Consider the following 19,022-nt stretch of genomic DNA (forward strand, 5'->3'; position numbering starts at 1 on the left):
TAGACAGAACCTGTCCAGTCGGTACAGTTGCCCGCATGCCCCTTCCGCTCATCCGAACGCGGTTCGACGCCGAGTCCACCGCCGCTGACGTCCTGGTCGACGTCGATCTGACCGGTCTGCGCGCGATCGTCACGGGCGCGTCATCAGGACTCGGCGTGGAGACGGCCCGCGCCCTCACCGCCGCCGGCGCTGCGGTCACGCTCGCCGTCAGGAACACGTCTGCCGGCACGGCGGTGGCCGACGTCGTCGGCCGTTCGACGGGCCGTCGACCGGACGTGCGTCACCTCGATCTCGCGGATCGCGCCTCCGTGGCCGCCTTCGTGGCGCATTGGGAGGCTCCGCTGCACCTGCTCGTCAACAACGCCGGTGTCGTGAGCGCGGGACTCGAGCGGACAGCGGAAGGGCGTGAGCTGCAGTTCGCCACGAACCACCTCGGCCACCACGCGCTCGCGAATGGTCTTCGACGGTCACTCGCCAGAGGCGCCGCGGAGCGCGACGGCGCCCGGATCGTCGCGCTCAGTTCCACCGCGCACATGCGGGCGAACGTCGACCTCGACGACCTCGACTTCACCCGATCCGAGTACGACCCCCAGATCGCCTACGCACGAGCCAAGACCGCGAACTCCCTGTTCGCCGTGGCGGCGACGCGCCGTTGGGCGGACGACGGCATCGTCGCGAACGCCGTCAACCCGGGCGGGATCGCCACCGGGCTCCAGCGGAACTTCTCGGCGGCGCAGAAGGCGTCGTTGGAAGCCGCCGAAGCCGCTGGCGTGTTCGCTTACAAGACGGTCGAGCAGGGCGCCGCGACCACCACGGTCGCCGCGGTCGCGCCCGAGTTCGCCCACACCGGCGGGCACTACCTCGACGACTGTCAGGAGGCCTACACGGTTCCGAACGACGCGAGTCTCGCGGATCACCCCCACGGGGTGAAGGCGTGGGCGCTCGATCCCGACGCGGCGGATCGGCTTTGGAGGGCGTCGGAGGAGCTCACACGCCCGTCTCACTGACGCGGATCCGCCGGGAGCGATCTCGGCAGGTGCTCCGTCGTGCCGATCCCGCCGACGTGGTAGCCGCGAGCCACGACGTCGAGACGTGTGATCGACCCGTGCTGGAGACCCGCAAGGGCGTCGGGGCGGAGCGATCGCATCTCCTCGTCGGAGAGGATGTCGCGCAGGAGGTCGCGGATGATGCCGCCGTGCGTGACCACGACGAGGTCACCTGCGTCCGGCAGCGATTCGTCGATCAGGTCACGGAGCCGTGCCGCGGCTGCGCGCGAGGAATCGCCGACGGCCGGAACGAGGTCACGGTCGCGCTCAGTGCGGTCCCACGCGTCGCGGAACGCCTCCCACGATGCGTCGTCGACGACTGGGGGGTCGTACTCCATGCGCTCACGCGCCCGGCCGTCCACTCGGACAGGGACCGCGGGGCGCTCAGTCAGAAACGGCATCGCCGATTCGCGCGTGCGTCGTGCCGGGCTGATGACGATCCTCCCGATCGGCTCGGTCCGGAGGCGCCGCATCACCGCTCCGGCCTGCTGCGTCCCGCGCATCGTGAGCTCTCCGTCGCGTCGCCGCACCTGCTCGCCGTGGCGGACGAGCCACACGTGCTGCAGCACCGTCGGATCCTCGGACATCGGGAGGTCAGCCGGTCCCGGCGGTCAGACCGGACCGAGCGGCTGCAGCTCGCCGGTGGGCAGCTCGACCCGGATCGTGTCACCAGCACGGACGACCCCGCCCGCCACGACGACACTCATGACGCCGCCCTTGCGTTCGACGGAGCCGTCGTCAGCCCGCCCGAGCACCGCCCGGAGGAGACCGGGCTCGAACTCGTTGATCTGCTGGCACGGATTCCGGAGGCCCGTGATGCGGACACGAGCGTCCGACCCCAAGAGCAGGAGCGCATCTGCGGGGAGACCGAGGAGGTCGATCCCGCGGGTCGTGATGTTCTCGCCCATCTGACCCGGCTCGACGTGGTGTCCCGCTTCCGCCACCTCGTCGAACAGCTCGGCGTGGATCAGGTGCACCTGGCGCAGGTTCGGCTGCGACGGGTCTCGTGCCACGCGAGACCGGTGCTTCACGGTGACGCCGGCATGCGCATCACCCTCGACGCCCAACCCCTCGACGAGCACCACCTCCTCCACCACCGGTTTGCTGAACCGATGGGCGCTGTCCCTGCTCACCGCGACGACGCGAGGGCTGATGTCGTTATCCGCGCTCATGACTCGATGATGGCGCAGGATGTCCCGCGACGGGCAGACTGCACGACATGCACATCGGGGGAAGGGTGCCGTCGGACCAGCCGGATCCGAAGTTGAGGATGCGTGCCCAAGCGGACGCCCTCGGGATCACCGTCGCCGGATTCGTTCCGCAACGACATCTCGAGGACCTGGGCGTCGCCGGTATCTCGTCGCATGGCCAGGGGAGTGGTGCGGACGCCGTCACCATCAGCGCGGCCGTGGCACGGATGTACACGGTGTGGAAGAACCCGGACGACCGTTCGGACCCGGTGAACCTCGCGTACCTGACCTTGGAGATGGAGGACGCGCTCGCTCGGCCGGTGCCCCGGGACCTGCCGCCGTGGCTGCTCGAGCGCCGGGAGCGGATGCGTCATCCCTCGCTGTGGGAGGCCGTGCAGACACACTGGTTCGCTCCGGGATCCGCCGCGCCCGGCGCCGACGAACGCGATCCACCGGAGTTGCTCCGCGCCCACGTCGACCACATCCTCCACAACCGGTTCCGCGACGAGTACGGACTCGGCGACCCCACGATGGAGCCCGGCTGGACGGAACTGGTCTCGATCCGCGCGGTGCAGCCGCAGGCGGTCGTCGTGGACGGAACGGCGAGGGACGGGTTCACGATCGACACCGACGCGTTCGTCCTCGGGCTGGCGGTGTCACTCGACGACGGCCGGGTGATCACCTCGGTCGTGGAGCGCGACCTCCTGCCCTGGGTGACGACGGAGTTCGTCAGCGACGCCGGCTGACGGAGTCGGGATCGGAGCAGCCGAACGACCACCGAGTCCACCCGACCGCGACGCACACGGTCGGCGACGCAAGCGCCGGATGCGCTACGGTCGCCGTAGAGGGAAAAAATCCCGTCTTGCTCCGGCAAACGGGAGCGCGCACGCGGTCTCATGGGAGTCGCCACTTCTCGTTCGAAGGAGTGCACTCATGTCCGTGGATCCGACTTCCGCCACCCGGTCCGCTGGGTCGCCGGCGCGATTCGCTCGCCCCCCGTTCGATCCGGAGCTCGCGACCTTCCTCGCCGCTCTGGAGGCACGCGGCCCGTTCACGCTCACGGCCGAGATGCTCCCGTACATGCGGCAGCTCGACGTCACCGAGAACGCGCTCCACGAACGCCTCCGGTCCCACGGCTACGAGCGTCGGAGCGTCACCGTCCCAGGGCACCTCGGCGACCCGATCACGCTCGCGGTCATCCAACGGATCGGCCGCACCGGAACGACGACCGCGGTCTACACCATCCACGGTGGTGGCATGACGTTCGGCCACCACCTCGGGAACCTCGACTCGTACGACGACTGGCTCCTCGATCACGACGTCGTCCTCATCAGCGTCGACTACCGACTCGCGCCCGAACACCCGGACCCGTACCCGATCGAGGACTGCTACGCCGGTCTGCTCTGGGTGGCCGCGCACGCCGACGAGCTGGGCGTCGACCCCGACCGCATCGTCATCGCGGGTCAGAGTGCCGGAGCGGGGCTCGCCGCGGGAACGGCCCTGCTCGCTCGCGATCGACAGGGACCCACGCTCCTCGCGCAGATCCTGGTCTCCCCGATGCTGGACGACCGCGACAGCACCGTCTCGACGATGCAGATCGACGGTGTCGGCGTCGCGGACCGCCAGATGACCCGCTTCGGTTGGAACGCCTACCTCGGACCACGCCGAGCCACCGCCGACGTCTCGATCTACGCAGCGCCCGCGCGCGCGACCGACCTCTCCGGGCTCCCGTCGACCTACCTCGACTGCGGCAGCGCCGAGGTGTTCCGGGACGAGACCGTCGCCTACGCGAGTGGCCTCTGGGCCGCAGGCGTCGACGCGGAACTCCACGTCTGGCCCGGCGCGTTCCACGGCTTCACGAGCATGATGCCGGGGGCCGCTGTCTCCAGGCGTGCGACGTCCGCTCTGGCCGATTGGACCAGTCGGCTGCTCGGCGCACCCGATCCGGTGGCACCTCAGGGCTGATCCGAGTGCGACCGCGGGACTGACGTCCGTGTCACCCGCACGCCCTCGGGTCTGGCACCTCCGCCCCCGGAGCCGGCGGGCCAGCGGCCGGTGCCGAGGCGTACGACCTGACACCACGCCGGGTCCGGACGCGCCACGGATGTTGCCGCCGATCTCAGCGAATCCGTTCGGCCTCCTCCGCGTCACCCGGATGTCACCCGAACAGGGTTGAATGCTGCTCGTCGGGGTTCAGGGGAGAGCAGCATGCGTCGTTCAATCGCAACATCGGTCGTGGCGGCCGTGGGGATCGCCGGAGGTCTGCTGACCGCGATGCCCGCGACGGCGGCGCCGTCGGCGGATCTGGTGGTCAACGAGGTGTACGGCGGTGGGGGCAACGCCGGCAGCACCTTCACGAACGACTTCGTGGAGTTGGCGAACCGGGGATCGTCGACCATCGACCTCAGCGGTCACTCGGTCCAGTACCACGCCGGGTCCGCGACGGGCACGTGGCAGGTGACCCCGCTGAACGGGACGATCGCTCCTGGTCGTCGCTACCTCGTCGCCGAGGCGAAGGGCGCTGGCGGGACGACCGCACTGCCGACGCCGGACGCCACGGGCACCATCGCGATGAGCGCCACCGACGGCACGGTCGCCGTCGTCGCGAGCCGGACCGCGCTCACCTGTGCCGACAGCGCCTCGTGCGTGAGTGCGTCGGTCGACCTCGTCGGATTCGGCTCCGCGGCGATCGCCGAGGGGAGCCCGGCCGTCGGCGCCTCGAACACGGCCTCGGTGCAGCGGCAGGGGCCGTCCGACGACGACCACAACGCGACGGACTTCGCCGCCGCTGCACCCACCCCGGGTACGGCGAACCCAGAATCGACGCCGACCCCGCCGACCGGCCCTGCGCCCGAGCCGGGCACGGTCCGCGTCCACGACATCCAGGGGACGTCGTTCGTCTCGCCGCTCAACGGCGAGCAGGTCACGAACGTCCCCGGCATCGTGACCGGGATCCGGACGTCGGGCAGCAGCAAGGGCTACTGGATCCAGGACCCCGACGCCGACAGCGACCCCGCGACGAGCGAGGGCGTCTTCGTCTACAGCTCCTCGAGGGCGGCGGTCGCCGTGGGTGACAGTGTCCTCGTCAGCGGCACGGTCAGGGACTACTACCCCCTCGCCTCCGGCGACACCACGGCGACCACCTCGAACCTGTCGGTCACGGAGCTCACGAACGCCACGGCGACCGTCGTCTCGACGGGGGACGCGCTGCCGGCGCCGATCGTCCTCGGCCCGACGAGCGTGCCCGACACGTCCGCTCCGGACCTCGCGGGCGGGAACATCGAGTCCACGCCCATCACGCCGACACGCTCGGCGCTCGACTTCTTCGAGTCGCTCGAGGGCATGCGTGTCGAGGTCGACGACGCCCGCGTGGTCGGGCCGAGCGACGAGTACGGCGAGCAGTACGTGACGACGAAGCCGTCCCAGCTCCCGACGACGCGCGGCGGCACGCTCCTGACCGCCGAGAACGCGACGCCGTCCGGACGTCTCGAGGTCGTCGCGGCGAACGGCAGCAATCCCCGGGTGGACGTCGGTGACGTGTTCCGTGGTGCCACCGTGGGCGAGGTCGACTACTCGCAGTACGGCGGGTACGACCTCACGGCCACGACACTCGGGTCCGTCGCGCGGGGAGGCATCACCCCGACGGTCGCGACGACCCCGAAGCCCGACCAGCTGTCGGTCGCCACCTACAACGTCGAGAACCTGGCGCCGTCGGATCCGGCGACCAAGTTCGCCGCGCTCGCGAAGGGGGTCGTCGCGAACCTGCGCTCGCCCGACATCCTGACCGTCGAAGAGGTGCAGGACGACGACGGCGCGACCGATGACGGTGTCGTCGCGGCGGATCAGACCATCGCCAAGCTCACCGCTGCGATCACCATGGCTGGAGGCCCGTCCTACGCGTCCCGTGAGATCGATCCGGTGAACGACGCCGACGGCGGTCAGCCCGGCGGCAACATCCGCGTCGTGTTCCTCTTCAACCCGAAGCGCGTGAGGTTCGACGACCGCGGTCCTGCGTCGGTGAACCGGTCCACCACCGCGACCGCGGTCACCTCCTCCCACGGCGTGCCGGACATCACCCTGTCGCCGGGGCGCATCGCTCCGACGGACGCCGCCTGGCAGGGCAGCCGGAAGCCGCTCGTGGGCGAGTTCACGTTCCGCGGCCGGCGCGTCTTCGTCATCGGCAACCACTTCGACGCGAAGCTCGGCGACCAGAACCAGGACGGTCGATTCCAGTACCCGGCGCAGTCGTCCGCCGTGCAGCGTCAGCAGCAGGCGCAGCTCGTGCACGACTTCACGGCGCAGATCCTCAAGGTCGACGCGAGGGCCGCGGTCGTCGTGGCGGGTGACTTGAACGACCACCAGTTCAGCCCTGCGCTCGCCACGCTCACCGGCAAGCCGTTGCACGGCCAGGCCGCGACGAAGCCGGTCCTCACCGACCTGATCACCACCCTGCCGGCGAACCAGCAGTACACGTACGTGTACGACGGGATCAGCGAGGTCCTCGACCACATCCTCGTCACGTCGGGGGTCGGCACGCCGGACTACCAGGTGGTGCACCTCAACGCGGAGTTCGCCGACCAGACCAGTGACCACGATCCGCAGGTCGTCCGCTTATTCGGGCATCATGGAGGCCCGTCCCAGGCTGTCCCGCCGGCGGCGGTGGCGCTCGGCTACAGCGACGCGCTGGACAAGCTCGTGCACAACGGGGCCGAGGTGGGCGGCCTCTCGTCGCTGGCCTACGACGGCCGGTCGCGGTCGTGGATCTCCGCCGTGGACAACCACGCGGACGACCCGTCGCGGATCTGGTTCTTCCGGAACCTCGACGACCCGACGGTCACCCGTGATCCGTTGGTCCTGAGGAACGAACAGGGCGTTCCCTACACCGGTCTCACGGCAGACGACGAAGGCCTGGCGGTCCTCCCGAACGGCGACTACCTGGTGAGCTCCGAGACGGAACCGTCGATCCGGGTCTTCGGCCGCGACGGCGTGCAGAAGGCGCAGCTGCCGGTCCCCGGACGGTTCGCGGTGACCGGCACGGCGCTGTCCGGAGCGGGGCTCGAGGGTGCGAGCGTCCCGGGTGAGGCCACCTCGAACGCAACGCTCGAGGGCCTGTCGATCTCGCCGTCCGGGCACACGATCGTCGCGTCGATGGAGGGCGCGCTCTCCGGCGATGTCTCCGCCGCCGGTGACGCCACCGCCCACCGTCTGCTCGTGTACACCCGGGGGCGCTCCGGCGCGTGGGCGCTGACGAAGCAGGTCGGGTACCGCACGGACACGGGCAACCGCATCCCCGAGGTCGCGCTCGTGTCGGACGACCGGATGCTCGTCGAGGAAGCCGCGTTCTCGGCGACCGCGGGCAACTCCGCGGACCTGTACTCGGTCTCCGGTCTGTCGCGGGCCTCCGACGTGAGCGGGGTCGGGAACCTCTCGGCCGCACCGGCGTCGTGGATCCTGCGGAAGACACTGGTCGCCGATCTCGTGAAGGGTCCGACGCTCGGCGCGACGGCGCTCGAGACCCAGACGAACCCGCTCCTCGACAACTACGAAGGCATGGCGATCACGGGCCGCGCTGCCGGTGGGCGCGTGGGCGTCGCGCTCATCTCCGACGACAACTTCGGCGCGCTGCAGCGGACGCGGATCCTGGACCTGGCCGTGCGGCTGCCGCGGTAGCCATGGCGACGCTTTCATGCTCCTCGTGGTGACCGCCGGCACCGTCGCTGCGCGAACGCGACGGTGAAGCGCGTCTCTGAGCGCTGAGGGTCAGGACGACACTCGGTGGTAGCGGTACCAATCCACCTGGTCCGGGTCGCCGACCACGAGATCGAGTTGGCGATGTGCGGCCGACCCGCGAACGATCGCGGTGCAGCGGTCTGCATCGCGGTTCTCCGCAGCACACGGTCTTCCACCCCCACCCATCGCCGTCCTCGATGTGCCAGCGGCCGGTGCTCGTGGAGGGCGTGGCCGGGTCATCAGGCTGTGCCGTGATCCCGCGCAGGGGGACACCCACCAGACGGACCGTGCCGCCGCGGTCGAACCGGATGGTGCCAGCGCCGTCCGAGGCCCAGGTCCCGACGAGGTCGGCGCGGGCGAGGGGCGCGGTCGGGAGGTCGGCCGCGTCCTGGCCGCACCCGGCCACGGCGAGGACCGTTGCCAGGGCGATCACGGCCCCGACTGCTGTCCGCACTCGTCCCATCCCCAGCCCCCTCGTGCTGATGACACACTACGGGCGATTCGGCAACGGCTTGCGCTCTCGTGCATGCGGCCAGCAGGGATCAGGACCGGGGGAGAGCGTGCCCCTCTGGCGCGACGGCGAGGGCCAGATCGTGGACCGCGTTCGCGAATCGCCGGGCTCGCGCTGCCTGGACGAGCGACGTGAGCCACATGGCGACGAGGAGTGCTGGGAGCGTGCAGGCGATCAGGACGTCCAGGGTCCGGAACCCGCCGGCGTCGCGGGTGCCCTGGTGGAGCAACTCGAGCACGATCCCGACATGCAGGAACGAGGACGTCATCACCGACACGCGCGCGGAGGTAGCGCGGTCGTTTGCGAACACGACAGCCGTGTCGAGCACAGCGGTAGGGAGGTACTCCGGGGTCGCACGTCGGATGGCGCGCAGGACGGTCGCACGGTCGTCGCGGTCCTCGGGCGTGACCGTGTCCCACTGGTGGCGGGGGAGCCCGTGGTGCGTGATTCCGGACGGCAGGGCGCCCGCGAACGCCCCGAAACCGAGGGCGAGGAGGACGTCCTCACCGACCGGACCCGGCGTGAACAGCGCCATGAGGGCGAACGCACCGCCTCCGGCGACGATGAACGCCGCGATCGCCCAGGCGGCGAGGGCGCCGAACCGCACCGATCGATCGGCTCGGATGATGCGCAGCGACGTCGAGAGCATGACGGGAGTATGCGCTCGTCCGACGCTGACCGTGAGATTCATTCGAACCGGCGGACCATGTCAGCAGACGGATCCTGGTCGATCACGAGCGCGGCGCTCCGCTCCTCGGCGTCCGCGGTGGCTGCCCAGGCCGCGAGTAGCTCCAGCGCCTGTTCCGAGGCGGAGTCCGGCAGCGTGCCGTAGACCACGAACGTCAGACCCGTGTCGGCGTTGAGGTCCAACGCCTCGTAGGTCAGCTCGAGGTCCCCGACCACCGGGTGGTGGATGCGCTTGAGGCCGCTCCGGTGCGCGCGGACGTCGTGCGTGGCCCATCGCACGCGGAAGTCGTCGCTCCGGGTCGAGAGCTCGCCGATGAGGTCGGTCAGCCCCTTGTCGTACGGGCTCCGGCCCGCCTCGGTACGGAGGACCGCCACGAGATCGGACGCGAGCTGGTCCCAGTCGGGGTAGAACGTGCGGGCACGGGGGTCGAGGAACGCGAACCGCGCGGTGTTGGGCGTGCCGATCGGGTCGATGAACAGCGGCGAGTAGAGGGCACGTCCGAGCCGGTTGCCGGCGAGGAAGTCCGACCGGCCGTTGCGGACGAACGCCGGGGCGCTCATCGCCTCGAGCATCCGCAGCACGTTGGGCCGGACGCGGTTGGTGAGGCGACGACGCCGGGCGGTGGGCGCGGCGTTCTGGGTGTGCGCGAGGTCGAACAGATGCGCGTGCTCGACCTCGTCGAGCTGCAGTGCGCGCGAGAGCGACTCGAGGACGGTGTCGGAGACCCCGCCGAGGTTCCCGCGTTCCAGGCGGACGTAGTAGTCGACGCTGACACCGGCGAGCAACGCGACCTCCTCGCGTCGGAGTCCGGTCACGCGTCGGTTGCCGCTGAACACGGGAAGGCCGGCCTGCTCCGGGGTGATGCGGCCCCGTCGGGAGGTCAGGAACTCCTTGACCTGTGTCGTCGCGTCCATGTCATCGACGGTACGACCACCGTCGGCGATCGGGGAGGTGCTGTCGGTACCCCGCGCCACCGGCAGGAGCTCACCAGCCGACCGGCGAGCGGCCGGTGCGCGGCCGATGCGCGGTCGGACGGGAGGCCCGCTACCGCCGGCACCGCGCCTCCCGTCCGACCGGTCGGCGCGTCAGGCCTCCGGGATGACCCGCGCGTCGAAGCGCGAGGAGTCACCGTCGGGGTCGGGGCCGCCCCGCCGTCCGGTGTCGAGCGCGTCGAGCCGCGCGAGCTCGTCGTCGGACAGCGCGAAGTCGAACACCGCGAAGTTCTCGGCGATACGGCCGGGGTCGGTGGACTTCGGGATCGCGTTCCGGCCCTGCTGCACGTGCCAGCGCAGCATCACCTGCGCCGGGGTCCGCCCGTGCGCCTCGGCGATCGCCCCGATGGTCGGGTCCGCGAGCACGCTGACGCGCTCGTCGCCGCCCCAGCCCGGGTAGAAGGTGATGCCGCCGATCGGAGACCACGCCTGGTCGAGGATGCCGTGCTCGGCGTCGACGCGCTGGACCTCCGGCTGCGTGAAGTACGGGTGCAGCTCGATCTGGTTGAGCGCCGGCACCACCTCGGTCTGCGCGAGGAGGGACTCGAGGTGGTGCGGCATGAAGTTGCTCACGCCGATCGCGCGGACCTTGCCCTCGGCGTACAGCGACTCCAGGGCCTTGTACGCCTGCACGGTCTTCTCGAACCGGTCGGGTGCGGGCTGGTGGAGGATGAAGACGTCGATGGTGTCGATGCCGAGCTTGCCGGTGGCCTTCTCGAACGCATGCAGGGCCTCGTCGTACCCGTAGTCGGACGGGAACACCTTCGTCTCGATGACGATCTCGTCCCGGTCGAGGCCGGAGGCGCGGACCGCCTGGCCGACCTCACGCTCGTTGCCGTACGCGGCTGCGGTGTCGATGTGGCGGTAGCCGACGTCGAGTGCGGTGCGGACCGCGTCGACGGTGTCCTCGGGGGAACTCTGGAAGACGCCGAAGCCGATCGGCGGCAGCTGGACGCCGTTGTTGAGTGTGATCATGTCCATGACGACGACGCTAGGTCCCGCGGCCGGACCGTGACGGGGGCTGCCGTTCCCTCCCTCCGCCACGCCGCGCCCACGCGGTGCAGCGGAGGGACACCCCGGCAGAACCGGGGACGACGGTCCATGTCACCGGTCAGGGGAGGACGATGACCTTCCCGGCGATCCGACCGGCCTCGGCTTCCGCGTGGAGCGCGGGCAGGTCGCCCAGCGGGATCCGACGGGTGACCTCGACGGTGAGCGCGCCGTCGTCGACCAGGGACACCAGTTCGGCGAGGCGTTCGCGGTTCGGCAGCACGAACACCGTCGATGCCCGCACGCCGCGGGACTCGTCGTCGGGCGTGGCCATGAACGCCGTCGTGCTGACGACCACGCCTCCGTCGCGGACGGCGGCGACGTCCGCGGCGAACTGCTCCGGGTCGATCGGTGCGAGGTTGAGCAACACGTCGAACTGACCGTCGACGGAGGCGAGCAGATCGGCGTCCGTGTGGTCGATGACCTGGTCGGAGCCGGCCGCGCGGACGGCGTCGATGCTGCGGGGGCTGGCGGTCGCGCTGACGAACACGCCGGCGCGCTTGGCGAGCTGGATCGCGTACTTCCCCACGACCCCACCGGCGCCGACGATGAGGACGCGCTGACCGGCGTGGAGACCGCCGTCGTCGAAGAGCGCCTGCCATGCGGTCAACGCGACGGACGGCAGCGCGGCTGCGTCGGGGAGCGGGATGCTCGTCGGGGCGGGGACCAGGGCCTCGGCGGGTGCGATGACGTACTCCGCCGCGCCACCGTCGCGCTCCATCGGCAGGAAGCCGATCACGGCGTCGCCGACGGCGAGCCCGTCGACGTCCTCGCCGATCGCGTCGACCGTGCCGGACACGTCGTAGCCGGGCACGTGGGGCAGCGCGATCGGGATGGGGAGGAACCCGCCGCGCATCCCGGCGTCGGCCGCGTTGTAGGCGGACGCCGCGACGCGGACCCGCACCTGCCCGGCGCCCGGGGTGGGCTGCTCGATCTCGACCTCCTCGAGGACCTCGGGACCGCCGACCTCGTGGAACTGGACTGCCTTCATGATGGACTCCTTCGTTCACTGCTTCGAACTCGAAGCGATACCAGAACCGTACACCTGCTTCGAACACTGATCCGGTCCCTGATCGCCGAATGCGTCCGGAAGCCCCCGAACTGGGCACTACGCGCGCGCCGCCGAACCTGTTGTCATGGGCAACAGCTCCTCACGTGTGTACCCGACGCACGTTTCCCTGCTCCCGTGTGACCCGACGCACGACCGCGCCGAACCACGTCGTCAGGAACGTCATGCCCCGCTCGGGATCCCGTCACCCCGTCCGCCTCCGGACCACGACGCGTGCCTTCGCCGCGACCGTGGCCGTGGCCCTCGCCGCCCTCGCCGTGGGCGCGAGCGTCGAGCCGGCGAACGCGGCCACGCAGAACCCCGTGGGCGCGTTCGACACGGCATCGGGCGGTGCGGGCGCGGTCACCGTCGCCGGGTGGACCGACGACCCGAGCAGCGCGGCGTCGAGCAACAGCGTCACCGTCACCGTCGGTGGCACGAACGCCGGAACGCTCCGGGCCACCGGGGTCCGAGCGGACGTCGACCGGGCCAGGCATGTCAGCGGGAACCACGGCTTCTCCGGGACCCTGACCACCGCGAAGACGGGTGCGCAGTCGGTCTGCGTCACGGCGGTGAACACGGGCGCGGGGACCGACACGAACCTCGGCTGCAAGACCGTCACGATCACCGCCGCGAACCCGGTCGGCGCGTTCGACACGGCGTCGGGTGGTACGGGCACGGTCGGTGTCGCGGGGTGGACCTACGACCCGAGCAGCGCGGCCGCGAGCAACAGCGTCACCGTGACGGTCGGTGGTGTGGCCGTCGGCACCCTGCAGGCCACCGGGGCCCGTGCCGACGTCGACCGGGCCAAGCACGTCAGCGGGGACCACGGCTACTCCGGCAGCCTGACGACGTCGAAGTCCGGAGCGCAGTCGGTGTGCGTCACCGCGGTGAACACCGGCGCGGGTTCGAACACCGCGCTCGGGTGCAAGACGGTCACGATCACCGCCACGGGCACGGCACCGGCACCGGTGAGCGGCGCGAACGTCACCACCAGCCCGTCCGGGGTGGCGATGCCGAAGGGCGACGTGACGTCGAACGGTCGCGTGTGGAAGCAGGCGTACGCGCAGGACTTCACCACCCCCGCCGCGGTCGGCACGGTGCTGTCGAGGTACCACGACCTGTCCGCGTACGACGGCTCGAGGGACACGTCGGGGCTCGGGCAGTACGCGCCGAACAAGGTCCTGTCCGTGTCCGGCGGCGAGCTGGACTTCGATCTGCACAGCGAGAACGGACAGCCGCTCGTTTCCACCGTCGTCCCGGACAACTACCTGCCGTTGACCACGGGCCGCGTCTCGGTCCGCTACAAGACGACGAAGACCCCCGGCTACAAGTTCGTCGGCATCCTCTGGCCCGAGGACGACAACTGGAACGAAGGCGAGATCGACTGGCCCGAGGCGGACCTGGGCGGCACCCCGCGCCCTGCGTCCGCCATCCCGGGTACCTACGCGAACGGGCGGATGAGCTTCGCGCCAGCCGTCACCAAGTACGCCGGGTCCGACACGACGGGTTGGCACACCGCGACCACCGAGTGGGACCACGGCGTCGTCCGGTTCTCCTGGGACGGCACCCTCGTCGACTCCGTGACGAACGCCGTCCCGACCACCGCCTTCCGGCTCACCCTGCAGGCGGAGACCTGGATCGGTGAGGGCGCCGTCCCGGCCACGGCGACCGGACACGTGGACGTCGACTGGGTCAGCATCTGGAAGTGACGACGCTCCTGGCGGTCCTCCGAGCACGAGCCAAAGCGGTGGATTCGTCACTTTTCGTCCTCCCGCTCTAGGATCGTGACGGGCATCCGGTGGTTCCGTGTGCCCGTGGGGGAGGGCCCATGTCGATCCGTAGTGTCCCGGGGTCGATCGCGTCCGGGGGTCGGTCGCGTTCGTCCCGTCCGCGACATCCGACCCGTCCGAACGGGCAGGGACTGCCGCAGCCGGTGCAGCCGACGCTGTTCCACCGAGTGGCCGAGTGGACGCGCACGCCGGTCCCCGGTGACGCGGCGTGCGAACGGAGGGTCTGGATCGCGTTCGACGAACGGCTCGTCTCGTACTCCGAGTGCGAGGGCGAGACCTCGCACACCGCGGTCTGGTGCGTGGACGAGTTCCTCCAGCACTTCGCAGACCGCCTCGACGAGGACGACGCGTCGCGCTGGTTGCTCCCGCACCTCGAGCGGCTCGCCTCGACCGGGGGCGGCAAGGCCGCGACGCTGCGCGCGTACGCCGCGCGGCACGACGGTGCACCACCGCCGACGATCGTGTGCGATGTCGTCCTCTGACCGCGCCCGCGCACGCGGTCCGCGGCTCAGCAGGGGCGCCCGGGAGGCCCGCTCAGGCCACGCGCGCCTCGTCCGCCGCCAGGTGGTCGGCGAGCACGTCGCGCACCGTGGTCCACGGGTACGGCCCGTAGCGGTCGTTGTCGACATGGCGGAGCTGCGCCTGCCCGCTGAACATGCTCACGAAGTACTGCATCCCCTGCCACGCCGGGAACGTGTCCTGGTCGCTGCGGGACAGTCGGCGGACCACCTTGCTCATGACGGACAGGGACCCGGTGGTGCCGGCCCACTGCAGCCCGAAGGGCGTGCCGGTCAGTTCGGTGAGCGTGCGGGCGACGTCCCGGGCGGAGACGCGGTCGCCAGCGACCTCGACGACACGCGGTGCGTCCTCGTCGAGGGCCACGAGCGCGGTCACACGGGCGACGTCGTCCTTGGTGGTGAAGTCGAGCACCTGGTCGGGTGACGACCAGTACATGACGCGGTGGCGCCCGAACGCGATCATCGGCGCCTGCCCGGTGAGCATGTCCGTGAACGCGCCGTTGAGGACGGAGGTCGCCCGGATCGGCGCGGCGTCCACGTCCGCCGCGAACTCACGGCGGAGCTCGAAGTTGCGGTTGCTGCCCACCGCGATGCGGCGGTAGTCCGAGGAGTAGTCCGACGGGACGAACCGGGGCACGCCCGCGGCGACCGCGGCCGCGAGCAGCGCGCGCTGCGCGTCGACGATGACAGGGCGCACGCCGCTCACGGCGGAGACGACCGACTCGACACCCGTGACCGCGCGGGTCAGGGCCTCCCGGTGGGAGTACGCAGCGGCGACGACCTCGACGCGGTCGTCGGACCCGTACCGCTCGTCGGCGGCGGTGCTGCCCGGACGGGTGAGGACGCGGACCCGCACGTCCCGCTCCAGGAGCGCTCGGACGATGCGGTGACCGAGGTCACCGGTGGCTCCGGCGACGAGGACGGTTCGGGTCATGGCGGTGCTGCTCCTGGTGGTGGCGCGGACGTGCCGGACGCCGACGGCGATCGACGGGACGGTGACGGCCGGAATGGTGCCCGACGGGCCGCGCCGTCGGGCACACCCCGGAGGCTACCGCGCGGGGACCGCCGGCGCCCTGGGCCCCGAAGGCGGGGCTTGTGCGGCGGACCGCGGTGCGGATTCACTGGCGGAGCACCGTCGTGGCGGCCGTGGTTCGCGGGCCGACCGGCGGATCGAGGCCCGCCCGGAATGAGGATCCCCATGCTGTCCCTGGTCTACATGAGCACGAGTGTCCGACCGCTCTCGGACGACGAGTTGTCCGCGATCCTCACCGACGCGCGCACCCGCAACACGGCGCTCGAGATCACCGGGGTCCTGGCACACCGCGACGGCCGGTTCATCCAGGTCCTCGAGGGCCCGGACGACGCCGTGCGCGAGCGGTTCGAGGTGATCCGGCGGGACCCCCGACACACGGACGTGCGGCTGCTCTGCGAGGACCCGCTCGACGAACGGGCGTTCCCCGGGTGGTCGATGGCGTTCCAGCCGGCGGACGCGGACATGACCGCGGTCGCGGGGTTCTCCGACCTGACCGTGGCCGGTCGGGACGAGCACCGGAACGCGTCGCGGGGTCGTGCCCTGGTCGAGTGGTTCCGGAAGCGTCCGTCGTTCACCTGATGCCGGTGACCGGGGGCAGGGCCCTGGATCAGCCCGCGGCGCGTGCGACCGTCCATCCGGCGTCCGTCCGGTCGTAGCGGAGCCGGTTGCTCGGTGCATCCGCGGCGCCGCGCCAGAACACCATCCGCACCGGGGTGATCGCGTAGCCGGCCCACGTGGTCGGTGGATCCAGGTCGGGGCAGTCGGCGTCGAAGGCAGCCCAGCGCGTCCGGCGGTGGTCGGCCTCGACCGCGGCGAGGTCGTCGTCGTTGAGCCAGGCGAGCACCTGCAGGTAGCGACTCCGCGCGATGTAGGCGTCCCGGGCCTCCCGGTCGGTGACGCGCTCGACGTCGCCGGTGACGACGAGCTGCCGGGCCACCTCGGGCCAGACGAGCGTCACGGTGGCACGGGGCACCGCGGCGATCTCGGCGGCCTTCCGGCTGCGGCTGTCCGTGTGGAAGTGCACGCGACGGCCGTCGAACAGGGACATGAGGACCGTGCGCGCGGCGGGGTAGCCGTCGAGCCCGATCGTCGACAACGTCATGGTCGGGGTCACACCGGATCCGGGCGCCGGCAGCCAGCGCGCGGCGAGCGCGAGCGGGTCCATGGGGACGTCGTCGTCCGCGTCGGCGCCGTGGGCGAGCCCGCCGACGACGACGCTCCCGTCCGTCACCGCGGGACCGCGGGGTCGAACCGGGCGATCTCGTGCAGGGACGCGACGGCCTGGTCGAGCGACACGTCCCACAGGAGCTTCCCGTACTCCGCGCTCGCACGGCTGGCGTCCCCGACCACACCGGGTGTGCCGAAGTCGTTCGAGAGCCAGCCGAAGCTGACCGGGCCGCCGTTGAACGCGATGCGCTCGAAGTCGGCGATGTGGTCCGGCACCCAGCGGTCCGCTCGGGCGAGGTCCACGAGGTCCGGACGCAGGTGCAGGATCATCGACGTCTCCGCGGCACCGCCGTGGATGCCGAGGCCGCGCTCGTCGGCGTCCTCGCCGTCGGGTCCCGGGACACGGGCGAGCGTCGGCATGAGGAACGTCTTCAGCCCCGTCCGTCGGCGGATCTCGCGGAGCGCCACCTGGAGGAGTGCCGTGTTGCCGCCGTGGCCGTTCGCGAACACGAGCGTCCCGGCGCCCATGAGCGCGACCGCCCGGCCGATCTGGACGACCGTGTCGAACATCGTGTCGGCGTCGAGCCAGACGGTACCGGGAGCCCAGCTGTGCTCGTCGGACTTCGTGAACGCCAGGGTCGGCAGTTGCCAGACGTCGAGGCCCTCGTCGGCCGCTCGCTCGACCGCTGCGCCGCCGATGTGGTCGGCGAGCAGGAAGTCGGTGACGAGCGGCAGGTGCGGGCCGTGGTGCTCGACCGCGCCGGTCGGCTGCACGACGATCGTGTCCGGGCCGAACCGGGCGGCGACGTCCGGCCCGGGCAGCTCGGCGAGCTTGCGCGTGCTCACTTGCCGAACCCCGGGATGCCGGTCGAGGCGGCCGACGCGGGCTGCGCCGAGGCCGTCGAGCCGCCCGTGACGACGAGTGCGGGGTCGACGAGCGCGGGGTCGACGATGTGTCCGGGATTGAGCACGCCCTCGGGATCGGTCCGCTGCTTGAGCGCCACGAGGTCCTCGACGCCGTGGTCGACGTAGTACTGGTGCGGGCTGTGCACCCGCACGCCGAGGGCCTCGAGCAGCGGGTAACCGGCGTACACGTCGTCGGCCCCGGTGTACGGCGCAGTGAGCATGCCGATCGGGAACCGGTGGGCGGCCTCGATGTGGAGCATGCCGCCCGGGTAGACGCCCTCGACGTCGGCGATCCGGTCGATGAGCGCCTCGCCGCCGACCTCGACGTGGAAGTACACGGTGTCCGGCGTGTTCCGCTTGAGCCACCAGATCGGGTGGTTGTACGAGAGCATCGACACCTTCGTGGTCTGCTGCAGGCCCTCGCGGACCTCGACGACCGTGCCGCCAGCGACCTCGATGAGCCCGGTCGCGTCCTCGAGCGCGGTGGCGTCGATGATGCCGCGCAGGCTCGCCGCACCCGCCACCACGGGCGTGTCCTTCGGGAGCGTGGCGGCGATCTCGGCACGGTCCGCGCTGACGAGCCGGGGCGCGGGCGCCAGGCCGCGGAGCGTCCGGACGGCGGTCAGGGCCCGCTCGAACGTCGGGAAGCTCGCGTAGACCGCGCGCCAGTCCTGCAGCGGCTCGAGCCGGACCGTGGCCCGCGCGATGACCCCGGCGGTGCCGTAGGTGTGCACGAACGTCTGGGCCTCGTCCCCCTCGACGTGGAGGAGGCCGTCCCCACCCGGGAGCGCGATGTCGAGGGCGGTGACGAATCCCTCCCAGTTCGAGCCGTGGGAGATCGACCCGGTCCCGCCCGAGCCGCCGGACAGGAAGCCGCCGATCGTCGACTGCGCGGTGGACGGGTACATCCACAGCTGCTGGCCCTGCGCGGCCGCGGCCTGCTCCATCATCACCATCGGGGTGCCGGCCTCGGCCGTGATGACGCCGTCCCCGACCTCGACGACCGCGCGGGCACGCGAGGTGTCGAGCACGAGACCGCCGTCGAGCGGGATGCCCTGCCCGTAGTTGCCGGTGCCCTTGCCGCGCGTCGTCACCGGGACGCCGTGCCGTGCCGCCGCCTGCACCGTCTGCGCGATCGCGTCGGCACTGGCCGGGTAGGCGACGAGGTCGGCGAGGCCGAGGGGCAGCTGTTCGGTGAGGATCGGGCTCATCGTCGCCTCGTCGACCGACGCGCGCTCGCGGGTCTTCGGGTCGGCACTGACGCCGCGGTCACCGAGCAGGTCGACCAGGTCGAGCCGCAACGCTTCGAGGGCGGCGGGGGTGGCGGGCATGTGGGGCTCCTTGCTGGTG

The 19,022-nt window shown here is 71.3% G+C and carries 17 protein-coding genes; 7 read left to right on the forward strand and 10 right to left on the reverse strand.

The features are described 5' to 3' along the window. The first annotated feature begins 35 nt into the window (after positions 1-35). Positions 36-1,007 carry an SDR family NAD(P)-dependent oxidoreductase gene (locus DEI81_RS02515; protein WP_111008892.1) on the forward strand — a complete coding sequence of 324 codons (972 nt, stop codon included), beginning with the start codon at positions 36-38 and terminating at the stop codon, positions 1,005-1,007. Here the strand turns inward: DEI81_RS02515 and DEI81_RS02520 are convergent. Both DEI81_RS02520 and DEI81_RS02525 read right to left on the reverse strand, forming a co-directional pair. Beyond that, positions 1,001-1,615 (reverse strand): histidine phosphatase family protein, encoded by a 615-nt coding sequence (locus tag DEI81_RS02520; RefSeq protein ID WP_181434637.1) that lies wholly within the window; start codon positions 1,613-1,615, stop codon positions 1,001-1,003. The two genes, DEI81_RS02515 and DEI81_RS02520, sit on opposite strands and share 7 nt — an antisense overlap. Before the next feature lie 42 nt (positions 1,616-1,657). Further along, positions 1,658-2,218, reverse strand: coding sequence for an MOSC domain-containing protein (locus DEI81_RS02525; protein WP_111008894.1), 561 nt, complete (start codon positions 2,216-2,218; stop codon positions 1,658-1,660). Positions 2,219-2,316: 98 nt separating this feature from the next. On the opposite strand from DEI81_RS02525, the gene DEI81_RS02530 reads away from it, so the two are divergent. The 3 genes from DEI81_RS02530 (at position 2,317) to DEI81_RS02540 (ending at position 7,906) form a co-directional block, all read left to right on the forward strand. Next, positions 2,317-2,982 (forward strand): hypothetical protein, encoded by a 666-nt coding sequence (locus DEI81_RS02530; RefSeq protein ID WP_111008895.1) that lies wholly within the window; start codon positions 2,317-2,319, stop codon positions 2,980-2,982. 187 nt (positions 2,983-3,169) lie between these two features. Then, entirely contained in the window at positions 3,170-4,201 is a 1,032-nt protein-coding gene (locus DEI81_RS02535; protein ID WP_111008896.1) for an alpha/beta hydrolase, read from the forward strand. A 243-nt stretch (positions 4,202-4,444) separates the two neighbouring features. Further along, a complete protein-coding gene (locus DEI81_RS02540; protein ID WP_181435299.1) occupies positions 4,445-7,906 on the forward strand; it encodes an esterase-like activity of phytase family protein in 3,462 nt (1,153 codons plus the stop codon). A gap of 602 nt (positions 7,907-8,508) precedes the next feature. Here DEI81_RS02540 and DEI81_RS02545 read toward each other — a convergent pair. The 4 genes from DEI81_RS02545 to DEI81_RS02560 all read right to left on the reverse strand — a co-directional run bounded on the left by DEI81_RS02545 (position 8,509) and on the right by DEI81_RS02560 (position 12,198). After that, positions 8,509-9,126 (reverse strand): hypothetical protein, encoded by a 618-nt coding sequence (locus tag DEI81_RS02545; RefSeq protein ID WP_111008897.1) that lies wholly within the window; start codon positions 9,124-9,126, stop codon positions 8,509-8,511. A gap of 38 nt (positions 9,127-9,164) precedes the next feature. Continuing rightward, a complete protein-coding gene (locus DEI81_RS02550) occupies positions 9,165-10,079 on the reverse strand; it encodes a helix-turn-helix transcriptional regulator (protein WP_111008971.1) in 915 nt (304 codons plus the stop codon). Between the two features lie 171 nt (positions 10,080-10,250). Further along, complete coding sequence (locus tag DEI81_RS02555) at positions 10,251-11,138, reverse strand: aldo/keto reductase (RefSeq protein ID WP_111008898.1); 888 nt, start codon at positions 11,136-11,138, stop codon at positions 10,251-10,253. A 130-nt stretch (positions 11,139-11,268) separates the two neighbouring features. Continuing rightward, positions 11,269-12,198 (reverse strand): NADP-dependent oxidoreductase, encoded by a 930-nt coding sequence (locus DEI81_RS02560; RefSeq protein WP_111008899.1) that lies wholly within the window; start codon positions 12,196-12,198, stop codon positions 11,269-11,271. Between the two features lie 242 nt (positions 12,199-12,440). On the opposite strand from DEI81_RS02560, the gene DEI81_RS02565 reads away from it, so the two are divergent. Both DEI81_RS02565 and DEI81_RS02570 read left to right on the forward strand, forming a co-directional pair. Beyond that, positions 12,441-13,967, forward strand: a complete 1,527-nt coding sequence (locus tag DEI81_RS02565; protein WP_181435300.1) for a glycoside hydrolase family 16 protein — start codon at positions 12,441-12,443, stop codon at positions 13,965-13,967. A gap of 248 nt (positions 13,968-14,215) precedes the next feature. Beyond that, entirely contained in the window at positions 14,216-14,530 is a 315-nt protein-coding gene (locus DEI81_RS02570) for a hypothetical protein (protein ID WP_146243999.1), read from the forward strand. A 52-nt stretch (positions 14,531-14,582) separates the two neighbouring features. Here the strand turns inward: DEI81_RS02570 and DEI81_RS02575 are convergent, their stop codons facing one another. Beyond that, entirely contained in the window at positions 14,583-15,500 is a 918-nt protein-coding gene (locus DEI81_RS02575) for an NmrA family NAD(P)-binding protein (protein ID WP_111008902.1), read from the reverse strand. A gap of 264 nt (positions 15,501-15,764) precedes the next feature. Between DEI81_RS02575 and DEI81_RS02580 the strand changes: the two genes are divergently transcribed. Beyond that, positions 15,765-16,178, forward strand: a complete 414-nt coding sequence (locus tag DEI81_RS02580; protein WP_181435147.1) for a BLUF domain-containing protein — start codon at positions 15,765-15,767, stop codon at positions 16,176-16,178. 28 nt (positions 16,179-16,206) lie between these two features. Here the strand turns inward: DEI81_RS02580 and DEI81_RS02585 are convergent, their stop codons facing one another. The 3 genes from DEI81_RS02585 to DEI81_RS02595 are packed head-to-tail and all read right to left on the reverse strand — an operon-like array spanning position 16,207 to position 19,003. After that, on the reverse strand, positions 16,207-16,830 hold the full coding sequence (locus tag DEI81_RS02585) for a pyridoxal 5'-phosphate synthase (RefSeq protein ID WP_220035612.1): 624 nt from the start codon (positions 16,828-16,830) through the stop codon (positions 16,207-16,209). Further along, the gene (locus tag DEI81_RS02590; RefSeq protein ID WP_111008904.1) at positions 16,827-17,612 is read right to left on the reverse strand and encodes a creatininase family protein; all 786 of its coding nucleotides are present in this window, start codon (positions 17,610-17,612) and stop codon (positions 16,827-16,829) included. The genes DEI81_RS02585 and DEI81_RS02590 overlap by 4 nt, the downstream gene beginning before the upstream one ends. Next, the gene (locus DEI81_RS02595) at positions 17,609-19,003 is read right to left on the reverse strand and encodes an FAD-binding oxidoreductase (RefSeq protein WP_111008905.1); all 1,395 of its coding nucleotides are present in this window, start codon (positions 19,001-19,003) and stop codon (positions 17,609-17,611) included. Before DEI81_RS02595 ends, DEI81_RS02590 begins: the two co-directional genes overlap by 4 nt. Between the last annotated feature and the right edge of the window lie 19 nt (positions 19,004-19,022).

The sequence above is a fragment of the Curtobacterium sp. MCBD17_013 genome, assembly GCF_003234565.1.
In the GTDB taxonomy this organism is placed as follows: Bacteria; Actinomycetota; Actinomycetes; order Actinomycetales; family Microbacteriaceae; genus Curtobacterium.

What these genes read in the sequence shown, in the direction of transcription:
- DEI81_RS02515 (WP_111008892.1), top strand. Translation starts at nt 36, where the DNA reads ATGCCCCTTCCGCTCATCCGAACGCGGTTCGACGCCGAGTCCACCGCC.
- DEI81_RS02525 (WP_111008894.1), bottom strand. Translation starts at nt 2,218, where the DNA reads ATGAGCGCGGATAACGACATCAGCCCTCGCGTCGTCGCGGTGAGCAGG.
- DEI81_RS02530 (WP_111008895.1), top strand. Translation starts at nt 2,317, where the DNA reads ATGCGTGCCCAAGCGGACGCCCTCGGGATCACCGTCGCCGGATTCGTT.
- DEI81_RS02535 (WP_111008896.1), top strand. Translation starts at nt 3,170, where the DNA reads ATGTCCGTGGATCCGACTTCCGCCACCCGGTCCGCTGGGTCGCCGGCG.
- DEI81_RS02540 (WP_181435299.1), top strand. Translation starts at nt 4,445, where the DNA reads ATGCGTCGTTCAATCGCAACATCGGTCGTGGCGGCCGTGGGGATCGCC.
- DEI81_RS02545 (WP_111008897.1), bottom strand. Translation starts at nt 9,126, where the DNA reads ATGCTCTCGACGTCGCTGCGCATCATCCGAGCCGATCGATCGGTGCGG.
- DEI81_RS02550 (WP_111008971.1), bottom strand. Translation starts at nt 10,079, where the DNA reads ATGGACGCGACGACACAGGTCAAGGAGTTCCTGACCTCCCGACGGGGC.
- DEI81_RS02555 (WP_111008898.1), bottom strand. Translation starts at nt 11,138, where the DNA reads ATGGACATGATCACACTCAACAACGGCGTCCAGCTGCCGCCGATCGGC.
- DEI81_RS02560 (WP_111008899.1), bottom strand. Translation starts at nt 12,198, where the DNA reads ATGAAGGCAGTCCAGTTCCACGAGGTCGGCGGTCCCGAGGTCCTCGAG.
- DEI81_RS02565 (WP_181435300.1), top strand. Translation starts at nt 12,441, where the DNA reads ATGCCCCGCTCGGGATCCCGTCACCCCGTCCGCCTCCGGACCACGACG.
- DEI81_RS02575 (WP_111008902.1), bottom strand. Translation starts at nt 15,500, where the DNA reads ATGACCCGAACCGTCCTCGTCGCCGGAGCCACCGGTGACCTCGGTCAC.
- DEI81_RS02580 (WP_181435147.1), top strand. Translation starts at nt 15,765, where the DNA reads ATGCTGTCCCTGGTCTACATGAGCACGAGTGTCCGACCGCTCTCGGAC.
- DEI81_RS02595 (WP_111008905.1), bottom strand. Translation starts at nt 19,003, where the DNA reads ATGCCCGCCACCCCCGCCGCCCTCGAAGCGTTGCGGCTCGACCTGGTC.